This is a genomic window from Pontibacter korlensis, assembly GCF_000973725.1.
GTDB classification, from domain to species: domain Bacteria; phylum Bacteroidota; class Bacteroidia; order Cytophagales; family Hymenobacteraceae; genus Pontibacter; species Pontibacter korlensis.
On sequence record NZ_CP009621.1, the window covers coordinates 287,471 to 303,811 of the forward strand.

Genomic DNA, 16,341 nt, shown 5'->3' on the forward strand with positions numbered 1-16,341 from the left:
TAAAGCGTTTATCTGTTAAGCCCCAATACCTCTGTACCCTGCTCAAACACGATATCTACTGGTATATTGGCTTGGGCCAGGCGATCCAGGTCTGCCTGCAGCTGAGCACTAATTTGCCCCTGCTCATTTAGTAGCTCACCCACACCCGCATAATCGCCGTTGCCCTGCAGCGTCAGAATTTTCTCCGACAGCTTATTCATTGCCTCGCGCGTCTTCTCATAATTTACGTGGTATTTACCTGTTGCCTCCTCACGTTCGAAGGCTCCGTTTTCTTTAAAGAAGTTAAAGCGCACCATGTTAGCCTTGCCGTGCGCACTGGCTGCACCAAACCTGACAGATCGGAAGATACCCGCCAAAAAGGTAGTATAATACTCCTTCAGGTCGCCTTCAACTTCGCCTTTCTCTTGCAACTGCGTAATCATGTATAAGCCCAGAATATCGGCCTTGCCTTCTTCCAAGGCAGATGCATGCTCCTTTAATGCTTCACGTACTGTGCCTTTATTGTTGATGGTGTTCTTGATTCCCAGACCGTGCGCCACCTCGTGGAACATGGTGTTGGCAAAAAAGGCATCGAAGGTTACGTACTGCTGCTGGTCCTCGGCTATCAACTCCTCTGCAATAGGCTCCATGATTTTATCGAACTTAGCTTGCATGGCATTTTTAAGCTGCAGGCGGCGCGTACCTTTCTTCAGCTGCACTTCCTCATCGTTAGGCAAATTGATGGCAATGGTTTTGCTACCAGCGTTGCTGTCGCCGGCATAATACACTACATCATAGGCATTCAAGTCGGAGTCAGTACCCGGAGTTTCTTTTTTATACTGTGCCGGCACAGGCAGGCCACGCTGTAGCTCCGGCAAGAAAGCCGCATATTTCGACAGGCGGTCGCTCCACTCCATATCCTTAATCAGTACGTAAGCCTCGTGCGCAGCCTTGTACCCGAACAGCTTATCCTCATAGGTTTCGATCGGACCAATAACTATATCCAGCCTATTGGTTTTCATCTCCATCCAGGCCAGGTCCGATGGTTGGTAATTATCAGTTAGCATGGCCTCTGCACGCAAAATCAGGTATTTCTTCAGGCCTGCACCTTCTGCCAGATCAGCAGCCTGCTTCAGCAGTTTTGCTACCTGCTGTACCTGGTCCTTAAACTGAACATGGTAAGGTACCGTGATCAGCTTACCATTCTCATCGCGTCGCAGGAAGGTGTACTGGCTGCTTTTATCCTTCAGGTCGGCCTGCTCAAACTCTTCCTTCGTCATATCTGTCGGATAAAAGTTAGCTCCCTCCGGCTTTGGCCCTACTCCTGGTATAAACGGCTCGTTGTTGTTAAGGCGGTCCCATGGGCCATAGTTGATTTGCACATACCTTTTGGCGGCTTCGCTGTCCAGAGTAGCTAATAGAGAATCTCTTTTGCCATAGGCTTCATACCAGAACAGTCCGTTCATTATATCTGATGCCTCAATCAGAAGCGGGATCATCTTTCGCTCATTCTCACTCAGGTGGCTCAGGTCAGATGTCAGTCGAACCGAAGTATATGTATCTAGTTTCTGCTGCAGGCTATCTGCTGCTACCTCCTCTGTAGTGGTCTTGTTACCATCGGTTGTACTGCTGCTACAGCCGAAAGTAGCCGCAGCCATGGCCGAGGCAAATAATATATGGCGTGGTTTCATGTATTTAGTTTGAGATTAGTTTCTATGTTGAAGATAGTGTTTTTTAGGGTGAAGGCAATAGGATTAGTAGTATAGAGAGCTTTGGGTATACTTTCATAGCTACAGCAATTTACAGCTTGCGGCAAGCTCCTTACTAGCTGCTGTTCATCCATGGCTTTGCTTCCTTTATTATTGTACTTCCGGCTTTGATGGCCTCTAGGCCAGGAGGCCTTGTCCTGGCCTGGAGGCCATCGTGCGGCGTGCCTGAAGCTGCTCCTCGCTCCGCTGCGGGCTGTCCTTGCCGGGCGCCGCAACATGCACAAGGCGCTCAAGTCAGGTGCAGTTAGCCAGCGCTGACGAAGCTTGAACCAGACTCCCTTCCCTGCTCTTTAGAGAAGGTGGGGTAAAACGAAAAGGGAAGCAACCTTGGCTGCTCCCCTTTTCAGAAGTATAAACGTATAACCTTAATTCTTAAAACAAGCCGAACAGCTCACCCTGGATTTTTTCGATGATGGTACCTAGATCCTCAGGATTGGCAACAAAGTCCATGTTATTCACATCAATTACCAACAGTTTGCCTAAGTCGTAATTGCTCATCCAGGTGTTATAGTGCTCGTTCAGGTTACGCAGGTAGTTGATGCTGATGCTGCTCTCGTAATCGCGGTTGCGCTTTTCGATCTGTCCGATCAGTTTTGGCAGGTCAGCTTTCAGGTAGATCATCAGGTCAGGCGCCTTCACCATACTGATCATAGACTGGAACAGCGCATAATAGTTTTCGTAGTCGCGGGTACTCATCAAGCCAGACTGGTGCAGGTTCTTGGCAAAAATATGGGCATCCTCGTAGATAGTACGGTCCTGAATTACACTCTTGCTGTTAGCCTGTATCTGCTGTACTTGGTTAAAGCGGCTGTTCAGGAAGAACACTTGCAGGTGGAACGCCCACCGTTCCATGTCCTCATAAAAATCCTTCAGGTAAGGGTTGTTATCTACCGCCTCCAGGTATAAATCCCATTTAAAGTGCTGGGCCAGCTTTGTAGCCAGCGTTGTTTTGCCGGCACCAATATTGCCAACTATCGCGATATGCATTGTATTCTGAAACTTTAATAAAACAGGATTGCAAAAGTACGGCATTTTAAAGCAGCATTATCGACAACTTCCCCACCGGGTTATCAACATTAGCTAACAGCTATACTTATACATCACCCGCAAATATCAATTATCGCGCAGCTAGAAAATCAATAGCAAATAGGAAAAAACGTGTTTGAGTTATCCACCCTTGGCAGGGTAAGTCTAAACGACTTTAGTTACGGGTTTTGAGGTTCGAGACTATGTGCGCCCCCACTTGCTTTCCCTCCTCTGAGCCATTAACGATGGCTGGCATGAAGTGTATACCACCGTAAAGGCGGCTTAGGGCAGCCTCTTCGGCCGCTTGCTCAAAAGAGCTAAAGGAGCGCACCGGCAGGCCATAGGCAAGCTCTGTTGAGTCCTCATACTGAAAAGATGGGCCGTACAGGTCTGTCAGCACCACTGCTGCGGCATTTGAGATAACACTGTGCCCGCTTGGGTACTCAGGGAAAGGTGGTGTTTGCAGGAGAGGCACCCAATTCTCATCCACAAGCATATTTATCGCCGTTTCCGGGCGTACGCGGTCGCTTCTGTACTTTTCATCCCAACAACTGATGAAGCCATCAGCCAGCGAGATAGCCACACGGGTATAAGCCTCCATGGTCTGCATCATATCGGCTGCTACTTTACGCGAAGCAATGCCTGCTATTCCCATCCAATGTCCTCCAGGGGTTATCTTCTTGGTGGCGTACATGACATGCCCTGTGGTATGCATCACAAAAGGATTGCAGTCCCAGAAGCTGGCGATTTGCCTTTGCTCATCGGTCATATTATTGGTGGTTTCATAGACCTGCATCACCTCTTTATAGAAATCGCTGTTCTTATCTGTGCTGTAGACAGAGGGCTTAGCCGGAGCAAACTGGCTGCAGGAATCCAGCACAAAGGGGCGCACCTTAAACCAGAAAGGCTCCACGGCATCCATGTAAGCTGGTGGTGTGGGCACCCAGCGGCCCGGCTCCTGAGATACCGTATGGCGAAATCCCCTTGTCTGCTTATACCCATCCTCAGCGGCATAAGCCATGATGCTTTTCGCTGCCAGCTGCCCGTACCGTACCGAACGCGTGAAAACATCCTCCGGCACACCCATTTTCCTGTACTTGGCAAACAGCTGCTCCTCATAGGCATCCAGCATGTCGGTTGAGAAGATGAGGTTACGGCCAACAGTAAGGTAAGCGCTTAAACTGGCGAGCGGGAAGCAATAAACAGCATCTGCAGCTGGCTGCGGTATGCCTTTATAGCCATTCAACTGCCCTGCCAGCGACTTGTAGGCCGGGTAGTCGTGAACCAGCACCTCATAGGCGGCAAGCTGAGTATAGGCGTAGATCCTGCTGGCTACCGGCGGGGAGAAAATATCGTGCATGATTATATCCGTTAGCTCTCTAACGGATTGGTGCAGGAACTCAGGGTCAGCCGCCGCCTGCCTGTAGTCGACATTCTTGTTCTGGCAGCCAGTTACTACTCCCAAAACAAGAAAAAGTAAACTGGCAAGTATAAATGGCCTCTTCATGTCTCAGGTATCTTTTATAGGTGATTAGAGAAAGTTATTTCAGTTAGCAATTTGTCCGGCGGATATGAACATTATGGATCATCACGAATAGTTATACTCGACGCCAGCTGCTCTGCTGACAGAGGTGAATCCAACTTTTTGAGGAGCTGCAAAGGCTGCTTGTTGCAGGCTACCAGCATGAGCTCGCCATCTGCAGTTTTAAGCTTTTTAATATCGCGTACTTCTCCTGCCAGCATAAACCGGCTTTCAGTTGGAGGTACAGCCCTAAAGCCACCTTTGCCGTTGCCTGCCAGTATTAGTCCATAACTGCCATCATACCTGCCCTGGTAAGTGCTAACGCCGTGTAGGTTTCCCCCTGCCAAGATATCCAGGTGGCCATCATGGTTTACATCCTCCACGTGTAGCGCAAAAATTTTAGATACCTGTGCCTGGTAGGGCAACAGGTGCTTTTTAAACTCCCCGTTCCCCGTGTTCTCCAGGTAGATGGACTCAAACGTGTTTACCTCCAACAAGAGTGCCTCTTTCAGCTCATCCTTATCAAAGACTTCCTCTATGGTTTTACCTGCGTAGGCTTCATAGTTGTTGAACTTTTTGTTGATAAGCGGCAGCTGCTTACCAAGCTCATCTTTTGTGGCGACAGGATACCAGTTGTTGTGCAGGCGGTAACTTAGGATATGGTCCATACTTTCGTTGCCGTCAATATCCTTCACATACATTCTTAAAGCTGTATCTTCTTTCTTTCTGAACTTTGTGTTAGTGCCTAAATTGCCCAATACCAGGTCCAGATCACCGTCTTTGTCGAAGTCCGCGGCTTTTACTGTTTGCCAGAAACCTGCCAGCTGGTTCAAAAGCCCGTTGTCGGTGACTTTGCTGAATTTGTTATCCTTGTTCTCAAAGATTGTTACCGGCATCCAGTCCCCCACCACTACCAGGTCCGTATCACCGTCGCCGTTATAATCCAGCCATACGCCATCTGTTACCATGCCTGCTTTGCGCAGCTCAGGAGCCAGTTGCGCTGTCCTGTCGGTAAAATTGCCTTTGCCGTCGTTTCGTAACAGGTAAGAGTTGGGGGAGTGGCCATACCTGTAGCCAAGCACGCGGCCACCAACAAACAAGTCCAGGTCACCGTCACTGTCAAAGTCAAAAGGCCGCACACAGCTCTTGTTATCATACATGGCTGGCAGCCCTTTGCTCCTGGTAAAGTTGCCTTTGCCATCATTGAGGTAGAGCCGGTCAAACTGCTCCTTCATCTCTCCATAGAATTCGTTGCCGCCGCTTACCACGTAAAGTTCTGGGTATTGGTCGTTGTTGGCGTCGAAAAAGGCAGCATCCACGTCCTCATAAATTGAATCAGCCTGGAAGAGCGACTGGTTGGAAAGTATAAAATTGCCATCTGACCGCTGTACATACAGAGCCCCCGCCTGCCACTTGGCTCCGCCTACATAAAAGTCGTCTAGCCCATCTCCATTTACATCGCTAACGGCAACTTTTGGACCTTCTGTAGAAGTCTGAAACGGAATCAGGCTTTCTCTGTAAAAATCAAAGTAGTTGTTCTCCTTATGTGTAAAGCTCACCTGATAAGCATTGGTTACATCCTCGAACAGCGGTTTATGCTTCGGTGCAAAGTGACTGTAGTATACATCAGCGTCTTGCTCGGCTGCGGATTCCTCCAGTACGAGTATGGCGTTTGCCGGCACATTGGTTCGCAGCTCTGTTTTCTGATTTGCCCAGATCACGATCAGGGTATCTACGCGAGCCTGTTTGCCCAGGCCAAAGTTCAGCACAGGCTCAACCGAAGACATAAACCCACGCGTAGGCATGAGCTGTTGTACTTGCATTGCTCCGTTGCTCTTCAGCAGCACCTTTGCTCCGTGGCCAAAGGTGTTTAGCTTATCTCCTTTCAGTTTCACTTTAAGGTAGTTGTTGCCACTCCGCTCACTGCCGTTATTTTTATAAATGCCCGCAGGCTGGTTGATGTTATTGGTGACCAATTCCAGGTGCCCGTCGTTATTTAGGTCGGCATACACCGCACCATTCGATACGGTTGGCTCAGCGAACCCCCAGGCCAAGGACTTGTCCTGGAAGCGCAGGTCACGGCTCCCTTTGTAGAGATAATTATGCACCTTCCCTTCTGGCATCATGCTGATGGCTTTTTGGTCAAGGGAACTGGAGATCTCAGGCGCATAATGCATGGAGTCTGTTGAGGCAAACTTGACGTAATCCATGTTATTTGGCCGATGCACAATGCCGTTCGAGATAAAGATGTCTTTGATGCCATCATTGTCATAATCGGCTAGCAAGGTACTCCAACTCCAGTCAGTGGCTGCTACGCCGGCCATCAGGCCCACATCAGAAAACTTCTCGCCACCGTGGCTTAGCTGCAGGCAGTTGCGGCTATACTGGTTGTAGTACCCAAACTGCAGCTTATACAGGAATATATCCAGCGGATCCTCACCCATGGATGACTTCTCCACCACTTCATCTTCAGGGTACATGTCCAGTGTCATCAGGTCAGGATAGCCATCATTGTTCATATCGGCAGCGTCGCAACCCATCGAGAACCTGCTCAGGTGCTGGAAGTGGTTCTTTACACTTTCTGTAAAGGTGCCATCTCCGTTGTTCAAGTAATAGTAGTCATCTTCATGAAAATCGTTGGCGACATAGATATCATCCCAGCCATCGTTGTTCATATCAGCCACCACTACTCCCAGGCCATACCCCATGGCCGCGCCATAAATCCCGGCCTTTTCGCTAATGTCTTTGAACTTAACCACTTTGCCCTCGGCTGCCCCATCAGAGGTAATTAGCTGGTTTTCGTACAGCACATCTCCTGCCTCGTTGTGGCGGAGGTTGCGGGTGTTCACCCGGTCGTAGCTACGCGAAGTATGAACAGCATGGTTCAGCAAGTATACATCGAGATCACCGTCACGGTCGTGGTCGAAAAAAGCGGCCTGGGTAGAAAAGCCTGTAAAGTCAAGGCCATAGTCAGCAGCCATCTCGGTGAAGCTTACTTTGCCGTCTGCATCTGCTCCATTGTTGATATACAGTTCATTCGCTCCTTCCAGACCTTTAAAGTCGCTCACTGCACACACGTAGATATCCAGCAGGCCGTCCCCGTTCACATCGGCCATGGCCACGCCTGTCTGCCAGTCAGAATAGCCCTCCACGCCAGCTGCCTCAGAGACATCCTCAAACGCAAAGTTGCCTTTGTTTAAGTATAGCTTGTTTTTACCCTGGTTTGAGACAAAGTATAGGTCTACCAAACCATCGTTGTTAAGATCGCCAGCTGCCACGCCAGCACCATTGTAAAAATACAGGTAGCTCAAGATATTAAGCTTATCTGTATCCTGTACATGATTGGTAAAGCTGATTTGGGTTTGAGTGGAATCCAGCACCTCAAATAAGGCTCGCTCTCCTCCTGCTGCCTTGCTTTGGCAACCATAAAAGGACAGGCACGCCGCCACTGCCCCCACAAGTGCGCCAATGGCTAAGAGTTGGTGGTTAAAAAGCTTCAGAGACATAGCAAAATAGTATTTCATAGGGTGATGTTCTAAAGTTTTCTACTTTTAAAGAGCAGGCTTTTGACTACTACTCTGGATTCCAAAAACCTGCAGCTTATCGTTGTTTTTGCCTAGCAGGAAGTAAGGCTGGCCATTAGCTCCGGTTACCTGCCGCATGCGGCGCACCTGGCCCTTGGTAAAAAAGCCTGACTCTTTGGGCTTCTTCACCTCAAAACGGCCACCACCCTTTCCCTCCAGCACAAGTCCGTAGTTGGCGTCGTACTGTCCAATCTCCGGCAACACATCATGGAAATTACCTGCCAGCAGAATATCCAGGTGCCCGTCTTTGTTATAGTCCACTGTCTCAATGGCATGGATAGGAGAGAACTGCACCTCTACAGGCAGCGCCTCCAAAGCGAAGCTCATATTCCCTTTGTTGATCAGGACAGATGAGTTCGGGTTATCTACTTTTTTGATGAGGGCAGCTTTTAGCTCCGCTTCCGGCAGAATCTCGTGTATCTGCTTGCCGGCATAGTCTGCGTACTTGATGAACTTCTTCTTAATGCTTGGCACCTGCTTCTGCAAATCCTGCTTCAGCACCATAGGGTAGGCCTTTCCGTTCTCAGTATAGCAATTGATGACCTGCTCTATGGTACCGTTGCCCTCGAAATCGTGCACATACATTTCCACAGGTTTGTCTGGGCTTGCAGCCAAACGCGTGTTCCGGCCCAGGTTGCCCAAAACAAAGTCCGTGTTTCCGTCTCCGTTTATATCGGCTGGTTTAATGGTATTCCACCACCCTGATGAGTTAGGTATTTCAGTTTTTTCGTTGAGCTTACGGCCTTTGTTATTCGTAAAGATGGTAACCGGCATCCAGTCTCCCACCAGTATCAGCTCCGGGAACTGGTCGCCGTTCAAGTCCATCCAGGCGGCATCGGAAATCATGCCCAGCTCGTTGGCAGGCAGGTATCGCTTGGTGTAGTTCTTAAAGTTTCCGCTTCCATCGTTCACGTACAGGTAGCTTGGGGGATCATAGCCATACCCTCCCGGGATCATGCGCCCTCCAATAAACAAGTCCATGTCACCGTCCTGGTCGAAATCAGCGGCGGCTACGCAGGAAGCATTCGTTTCAAGGTTTGGCAGCCGGTCTTCTTTGGTGAAGTTTCCTTTTCCGTCGTTAATGTAGAGCCTGTCCAGCAACTGGGGCGAGTTTGCCATAAACTCGTTGCTGCCGGTTACGACCATCAGGTCCAGGTCGCCATCCCCATCCGCATCAAAAAACTGAGCTGCCACATCTTCAGAGGCCAAATCCTCTTCAAATACCTGTGTGGTGCTTTCCATAAACGAGCCGTTTTTCTGCTGCAAAAACAGCCTCTTGGCTCCTCCAGCCGCACCACCCAAGTACACATCGTCCAGCCCGTCGCCATTCACATCTCCTGTAGCCAGGGCAGGGCCCTGGGTAGAGAGCATTTGCTTCAGCATAGCATCGCGGTTATAATCTACAAAGTTGCTTTCCTGATGGGTATAATCCAGCTTTACGAACTCAGAGGCATCATAAAAGGGCTTGTCCTGCTTGATAACTTCGGGAAGATGCAGCTGGTCGGCTTTTTGGTATTCTAGTGTAATATCCTGATCAGGCCTTACCTGGTCGAGCACCTGCATTTTGTCATCTGGCCAGATCACACGCACAGAATCAATCTTAGATTCCTTGCCTAGGCCAAACACCAGTGTCAGGTCTACCGAAGATTCGAAGCCGCGGTTGGGCATTTGCTGCAGGTATACTGTTTTTTGAGGCTGGTGCACATATACTTTCGCCCCTATTCCGTTCAGGTTCACCTGTCCCCCCTTCAGTTTTACACGCAGATAGTGGTGCTGCAGCGCCTCAGAAGTTTTGTTCCTGTAGACAGAGACAGGCATGTTCACGTTGTTCACGACCAGGTCCAGGTCTCCGTCGTTGTCAAGGTCGCCGTAAGCTGCCCCGTTTGAAAAGCCAGGTGCACCTAAGCCCCAGCTCTTAACCTGGTTCACGAACTGCAGGTTACCCTTGTTCTGGAAGGCATAGTTAGGGATAGGCGTAGAACTCATTCTGGAGATCAACTCTTTGTTGTAGCTGTATCCGCCACCGCCCTCAATGGCCTTGCGCATGGTCTCTTCGTTGCCCAGGAAGTTGACATAGTCCTGATCTGTCAGGTCCTGAAAGATGCCGTTAGCCACGAATATATCTTTCAGGCCATCGTTGTCCATGTCGAAGATAAGCGCACCCCAGCTCCAGTCGGTAGCATGAACCCCGGCCAGACGGGCCACTTCGCTAAAGGTGTTGTCCCCGTTGTTCAGGTGGAGCATGTTCTGCATGTACTGCACATGAAAGTCGCGGGCTAGCTTCAGCTGCTGCAGATCGTAGTTTTCGTAGGCCGAGGTTTTCTTTAGCCGGACATCATCCCAGGGCAGCATGTCGGTTACGAAAATATCGAGGTTGCCGCTGTTGGTAAGGTCGGCTATGTCTGCCCCCATAGAAGAAAGACTCTCGTGCGGCATCCAGTCTTTGCTGGCCTCGGTAAAGGTGCCGTTTTGCTTGTTTATGTAGAGGTAATCCCGCTCATAAAAATCATTGGAAATAAAGATATCCAGCCAGTTATCATTGTTTACATCCCCAATCGTGATGCCTAAACCAAAGCCGATCAGGCTACCGTAGATGCCTGCCTCTTGGCTTACATCCGTAAACTTACCGCTATCGTTGCGGAGCAGTTTATCGCCGCCTAATTTGTTGCGTTGACCACGAATGTTCGTAAAACCCAGCCTGCTTACTGGGTAGGAGCTATTGTTGAGCAGGTACACGTCCAGGTCACCATCCCGGTCATAATCAAAAAAGGTAGCGTGGGTAGAGTAGCCTTCATCATCCAGCCCGTAAGCAGTGGCTTTATCGGTGAAGGAAGGAATGCCCTGATCGGAAAGGCCGTTGTTTATGAAGAGTTCGTTTTTGCGGTTGTCGCCGTTTACCTCTCCGGCATTGCAGACGTAGATATCCAGTAAACCGTCGCCGTTTACATCGGCCAGGGTAACCCCCGTACTCCAGGCCTGGTTACCTCCTACTCCTGCCTGCTCGGTGATGTCTTCGAACTGGAAATTCCCCTTGTTCAGGTATAGCTTGTTCTTCTCTTTGTTGGAGGTCAGGTAAATGTCTGCCAGTCCATCGTTGTTCACATCCCCGATGGCCACACCTCCTCCGTTATAGAAGTTGCGGTAGTTGAAGATGTTCATCTCCTGGCTGCTTTCCACTTTATTGACGAACGCAATGTTTGTGGAGGAAGCGGCAAGCTCTTCGAACAAGGCACTGTCTTCTTGCTGTGTTTTCTTGTTGCAGGCAAAACACATAGCAAGTATAAGGGTGACTAATGCAGGTATTCTCATGAGGGCTGAAAAATTATAAACTGCCTCTAAAACCTAATTTTCCTGTGAGCAGAAACTGCTAGCTCACAGGAAAATCAGTTGCTATTCTGCTACAGAGCTAGTAGCCTGGGTTTTGAGTCAGGTTAGGGTTATTGGATAGCTGTTGGGCAGGTATCGGGAACAGTCTTCTAAAATCCTGGGTATTGTTTTTAAACTCCCAGGTATCTCCCGTATACCTTCCAAAGCGAATAAGATCGTTTCTGCGCCAGCCCTCCCAGGCAAACTCCCTACCTCGCTCCTCTAACAGCATATCAAGTGTTACAGAGCTTAACGGATTGACACCAGCACGGGCTCTCACCTGGTTTACCAGCTCAAGCGCCTCCCCGGCATTGCCTAAGCGCAGCAGCGCTTCCGCCTTCATCAACAGCACATCTGCATAGCGGAATACCACAAAGTCATTGTCCTGGTCTGTTCGGCTATTGTTGGTTTGCACCTCATACTTCACACTGCGCACCCCCTCGTTTGCAAAGGCTCTTTCCAGTGAGGTAATCTGAGGCGTAAAGATGAGCTGCTTGTTCTGGTTGTCTACTGCATCGGTAAAGGTGATCACTTCGCCCTGGTTGTTTAACTGCGGGCCAACCAGCCACATGTTCCTCCGCTGATCGTTTTCAGAGAACAGGTTGTAAAACTCTGCCCGCGTAGCATAACCATTCCAAGGGTTCGTGTTTAAGCCGTAAACCGCACCCTGTGCATAGTGTAGCGTCCTCATCTGAAAGTTCATTCCCGGGGCCAGTATCCTGTCGTAAGGTATGGTAAAGATGTTCTCTACATAGGTTGCAGGGTCGTTGCCATTATCCACTGAGAAGTTGCTCAGGAAATCCGGGTTCAGGCCATACCCTACAGGGGAGTTGATTACGGCGTTGGTTGCGTCTATAACATCCTGCCACCTGGGGGTACCGGTATAAACTTCAGCGTTTAAGTATAGCTTTGCCAGCAAAGTATAGGCAGCCGCTTTTGTAAACCGGCCATAAAGTTCCAGCGAGTTTCCCTCTCTCAGGGTAGGCAGCGCTTCCAGTATTTCCTGCTCCACAAAAGCAAAAACCTCTGCGCGGCTACTCTGCTCCGGGTTTCCGGGCGGGGTCTCTTCTGTAATAATGGGCACGTTGCCAAACATGTCCAGCAGCCAGAAATAGGCAAACGCACGCAGCATTCTTACTTCTGCCACCAACACATCTTCACCTTCTATCTGCAAATCACTTGTCGAGAGTGTGATCAAATTCAGGTTAGCATTGGCAATCACTCTGTAGGCCCACTCCCACGATCCGTTAATCTGGCCGGGAGAAACAGGGGTCCACTCGTGCCTGGCCATCAGTTGCCAGGAGGCGTTGTCGTACCAGTCGGGACCGCGTGTTGGCACCACTATCTCATCGGTAGTTGCTTCCAGAAGAGGTAAAGGAGGATCCAGAAAGCCCCGGAGCTCAGCGTAGGTGGCTCCCACAGTTGAGCGTAACTCCGCTTCTGTACGGGGATATTGGGAGGCTTCTGCCTGGTCAAATATCTCAGAATCAAGATCTGTACAGGCTTGGCTTCCCCAGCCCAGTAATGCTACTGATGCAAAAGCTAAAACCTGCAGACGCTTATATGTTCTCATGATAGAATCAGTTTTTGAGTTTATATATCTGTTAAAGCATCAGTACATAACTAGAAGACGATGGAAATACCCAGCGTGAAAGTTCTTGTTCTTGGGTAGAAGGTCAGTGGTTCTATACCAGTTGATAAACTGGCTGCGCGAATATCATTCTCCGTAATATCCGTGCCGCCTAGAGAGCGCCTGATGGTGGAAGCCTCAGCAGGTGTAAGGTTGGCACCACCAGCACCGCCACCGCCGCCTGGCTGTACACCCGCCGACTGTGAACCGCCATAAATGTCACGTGAAGTTCCTAGCCTTGGCTCAGGATCTATGCCTCGGTAATTAGTGATTACGAAGGTGTTGTTACCGGCAATAAAGACAGAGGCGTTCGTGATCTGGTCCCAGAAATTAGGCAGACGGTAAGAAAGGCGGAAGTTGTCCAAACGGACAAAGTCTCCGTCTTCAACCCACTGGCTGGAGAATGCCGGAGGCAGGCCCTCTGGAATACCTGTATCAAAGGCATCTTCCACCACGTTGTTGCCCGGGAAGCGGTTCGGGTTGGCAGAGTAAATGTAAGGTCCGTTTACAATCTGGTGGCCCAAAGCGCCTCTGAACAGGAAGCTAAGCTCCACGCTCTTATAACCCAAAGTGTTACCCCATCCAAAAAGAAGATTTGGGTTTGCATCGCCCAGGAAGGTACGGTCAGCTCCAAAAGGATCATTGCCGCCGCCTCCGAAGTCCTCCCAAAGGTAGATTGGAGCTCCCGTGTCATTTGTGCCATAGCCTCTTAGAACCGGCCCGTAGAACTGGCCAACCGGCCTGCCTTCCAAGAGCACTACAGGCTCTGCTATACCACCCTGGCCACTGCCAAAGTTACCATAGGTTCGGGGGCTTTCAGGATCGTACTGGAATAAGCCAGAGCTTAAGGACTCTACCCTGTTTCTGTTATGTGAAAGGTTAAGGAGTGTGCGCCACTGGAAATCGCCTGCCTCTACAGCCAGGAAATCCAATGCCAACTCTACCCCGCGGTTGCTGATTTCACCAACGTTGGCTAGTATGTTAGGCGCTACGGCTGTAAGGTTTCCGGAACCATACCTTGTACCTATGGCGATCGGATATTCAAACAGCAGGTCTTTGGTATTCTTGTCATACAACTCCAGCGAGCCACTCAAGCGGCCATCAAAGAAAGCGAAGTCCAGACCGACGTTCCACATACTTGAGGTTTCCCACTTCAAATCAGGGTTCGCATTCTGCAGCGGCCTGTAGGCTCCAATAAACTCTCCCCCTGATTGGTAGGTACCGCTTCGCCCATAAAGTGGCCGGGCTGCATAATCTGGTATACCTTCCTGGTTACCAGTAACACCATAGCCAACACGCAGCTTAAGGTCGCTTATAAAGCCAACGTCCTGCAGGAAGCTTTCCTCCTTCAGGCGCCAGCCTACAGAAAGCGAAGGAAACCAGCCCCAGCGGTTATTCTCACCAAATCGGGAAGAGCCATCCCTTCGGATGTTAGCAGTCAACAGGTACCTGTCGTTGTAGGAATAGTTAACCCGGCCGATAAAGCCAACCAGGATTGCCTCTGACTGATAGGAACCTACTTCCCGATCCAGTGGGTTGTCGCCGGTGCCAATGTTGTTATACCCGAACACATCCGGGAAGCCCCTGTTAGCGGCAAACAAGCCTTGGTTTGATAGTTTCTGGTAAGTATAGCCGCCGAGCACGTTAAAAGTGTGCGAGCCAAAATCCCTTTCATACTGCCCAGTTAGCTCCAACAGGCGGTCTATCACCTCTCTTTCAGAGCGCATGCCGAAAGAAACGTTGTTATTGTTGGCCCGCCATGTACTAGGCCTGAAGAAGCCATAGATACTGTTGTAGGTGTTGATAGAGGTGTTTACCCCAAACCGAAGGCCTTCCACCGGCTCCAGGTATACTTTCAGGTTACCTAATGTCTGCCTGTCCCTGGATTCATTGGTGATCTGCCTCATTCGGGCCACAGGGTTCTCAATTTCGAAACCACCCGGTATGCGGCTGCCATTAAACTCATCAAAGCCTGCAATGCCTGGCTGCAGGTAAGTGCCATTGTCATTGTAGACCGGAATAGTTGGGTTGATTCTGCCGGCCAGCAGGAAAGGGAAATAGTCTACATAGTCCTTATTGCTTACCTGCTGCGAGAGCAACAGCTGTACTTCCAGCTTGTCATTTATTGCTTTTTGAGTGAGGTTCAGTCGGCCGTTCAGGCGATCAAAGCCAGAGTTGATGGCAATACCGGGCTGCTTCAGATAAACTACAGAGCCTCGGTAAGTAAACTTATCGGTACCCCCTGAGACAGCCAGGCTGTGGTTGTGGCTAATAGCGTTGCGCGTTAACTCATCAAACCAGTCGGTTCTGGCGCCATAGTCGTTTGCTGCTACATCCAGCCCCTGCTCCCGTAGCCTGTTTACATAATCATCGGCAGATAGGAAAGGAAGCGTTCTGGATACCGACTCTACGCCTGCATAACTGCTTAGCTCAACTGTAATCCTGCCTTCCTGCCCGCGCTTGGTTGTAACAATAATAACCCCGTTAGCACCTCTTGAACCATAGATAGCAGCAGCTGATGCATCTTTCAGGACGTCTATCGACTCGATGTCTTCCGGCGCCACCGTGTTTAAGTCTGCTCCGGCTACACCGTCTATTACAATCAGCGGCTCGCTGTTGGCACTCAGAGAAGAGGTACCTCTTAAACGTATCGCTGGCCTGTTGTTGGTTGGGTCGCCACTGTTAGATACTATGTTCAGGCCAGCCACCTTACCTTGTATTGCCTGCATCGGGTTATTGATGACCCCTGCGTTCAGGTCCTCGGCTGTTACGGTAGAAGTAGCACCTGTGACATCGGCTTTGCGTTGGGTACCATAACCGGTTACCACCACTTCCCCCAAAGCTTGCACATCAGAAGTAAGTGTAACATTGATAACTGACCGGCTGTTGATAGGTACCTCCTGCTTTCGGTAACCTAACGAGGAAATGATGAGTGTCCCAGTGGGATTGGGTACAGTTAGCGTGAAATTGCCGTCCGCATCCGTGGTGGCACCTACTGTTGTACCTTGTACAACTACAGCAGCCCCAGGTACGCCTGTTCCTTTTTCATCAGTTACCCGTCCTCTTACTTCCAGCTGCTGCTGTACAAGAGCAAAGGCAGTAGCACTACTGGCAATTTTAGCCTGCGTCGTTTCCGGAGAAAGTAAAGCAACGGCTAGCAGTGCTATGGCAATCTTTTTGGACGAAAGTGATTCCGGGAAAGGAATAACAGAGGAAAGCACATTTGAGGTAAGGTAAATCTTTCTCATATAATGGCCTTAAGAGATGTTAGAATATAGATGTTATAGCAAGACGTATCTCCCTTGTACCCATGGAAAAGCACTTCAGGCTCAAAAGCCTGTCTGGTGCACCATGTACTGCATGTAGTGCTCAAGCAGGGGCTTTAAATCATACTTATTCTATACTTTCCTCTTCGCTATGAGACTATTAAACCCCTCTTATCTTAACTGATTATTTACATTAATA

The 16,341-nt window shown here is 49.7% G+C and carries 7 protein-coding genes; all 7 read right to left on the reverse strand.

Annotated features, from left to right (window positions below; all coding sequences use genetic code 11):
• Nucleotides 1–8 precede the first annotated feature (8 nt).
• Entirely contained in the window at nucleotides 9–1,670 is a 1,662-nt protein-coding gene (locus PKOR_RS01250; RefSeq protein ID WP_046308724.1) for a dipeptidyl-peptidase 3 family protein, read from the reverse strand.
• 450 nt (nucleotides 1,671–2,120) lie between these two features.
• Nucleotides 2,121–2,735 (reverse strand): deoxynucleoside kinase, encoded by a 615-nt coding sequence (locus PKOR_RS01260; RefSeq protein WP_046308726.1) that lies wholly within the window; start codon nucleotides 2,733–2,735, stop codon nucleotides 2,121–2,123.
• A 214-nt stretch (nucleotides 2,736–2,949) separates the two neighbouring features.
• The gene (locus tag PKOR_RS01265; protein ID WP_046308727.1) at nucleotides 2,950–4,281 is read right to left on the reverse strand and encodes a vanadium-dependent haloperoxidase; all 1,332 of its coding nucleotides are present in this window, start codon (nucleotides 4,279–4,281) and stop codon (nucleotides 2,950–2,952) included.
• Between the two features lie 71 nt (nucleotides 4,282–4,352).
• Nucleotides 4,353–7,820: a VCBS repeat-containing protein gene (locus PKOR_RS01270; RefSeq protein ID WP_235337107.1), complete on the reverse strand. Its 3,468-nt coding sequence runs from the start codon at nucleotides 7,818–7,820 to the stop codon at nucleotides 4,353–4,355.
• A gap of 27 nt (nucleotides 7,821–7,847) precedes the next feature.
• Entirely contained in the window at nucleotides 7,848–11,189 is a 3,342-nt protein-coding gene (locus PKOR_RS01275) for a VCBS repeat-containing protein (RefSeq protein WP_046308728.1), read from the reverse strand.
• 97 nt (nucleotides 11,190–11,286) lie between these two features.
• The gene (locus PKOR_RS01280) at nucleotides 11,287–12,819 is read right to left on the reverse strand and encodes a RagB/SusD family nutrient uptake outer membrane protein (RefSeq protein WP_046308729.1); all 1,533 of its coding nucleotides are present in this window, start codon (nucleotides 12,817–12,819) and stop codon (nucleotides 11,287–11,289) included.
• Nucleotides 12,820–12,869: 50 nt separating this feature from the next.
• Nucleotides 12,870–16,124 (reverse strand): SusC/RagA family TonB-linked outer membrane protein, encoded by a 3,255-nt coding sequence (locus PKOR_RS01285; protein ID WP_052738658.1) that lies wholly within the window; start codon nucleotides 16,122–16,124, stop codon nucleotides 12,870–12,872.
• Nucleotides 16,125–16,341: the final 217 nt, after the last annotated feature.

Excerpts from the sequence above, each read along its gene's own strand:
- PKOR_RS01280 (WP_046308729.1), bottom strand. The coding sequence starts at position 12,819 with ATGAGAACATATAAGCGTCTGCAGGTTTTAGCTTTTGCATCAGTAGCA.
- PKOR_RS01275 (WP_046308728.1), bottom strand. The coding sequence starts at position 11,189 with ATGAGAATACCTGCATTAGTCACCCTTATACTTGCTATGTGTTTTGCC.
- PKOR_RS01270 (WP_235337107.1), bottom strand. The coding sequence starts at position 7,820 with ATGAAATACTATTTTGCTATGTCTCTGAAGCTTTTTAACCACCAACTC.
- PKOR_RS01285 (WP_052738658.1), bottom strand. The coding sequence starts at position 16,124 with ATGAGAAAGATTTACCTTACCTCAAATGTGCTTTCCTCTGTTATTCCT.
- PKOR_RS01265 (WP_046308727.1), bottom strand. The coding sequence starts at position 4,281 with ATGAAGAGGCCATTTATACTTGCCAGTTTACTTTTTCTTGTTTTGGGA.
- PKOR_RS01250 (WP_046308724.1), bottom strand. The coding sequence starts at position 1,670 with ATGAAACCACGCCATATATTATTTGCCTCGGCCATGGCTGCGGCTACT.
- PKOR_RS01260 (WP_046308726.1), bottom strand. The coding sequence starts at position 2,735 with ATGCATATCGCGATAGTTGGCAATATTGGTGCCGGCAAAACAACGCTG.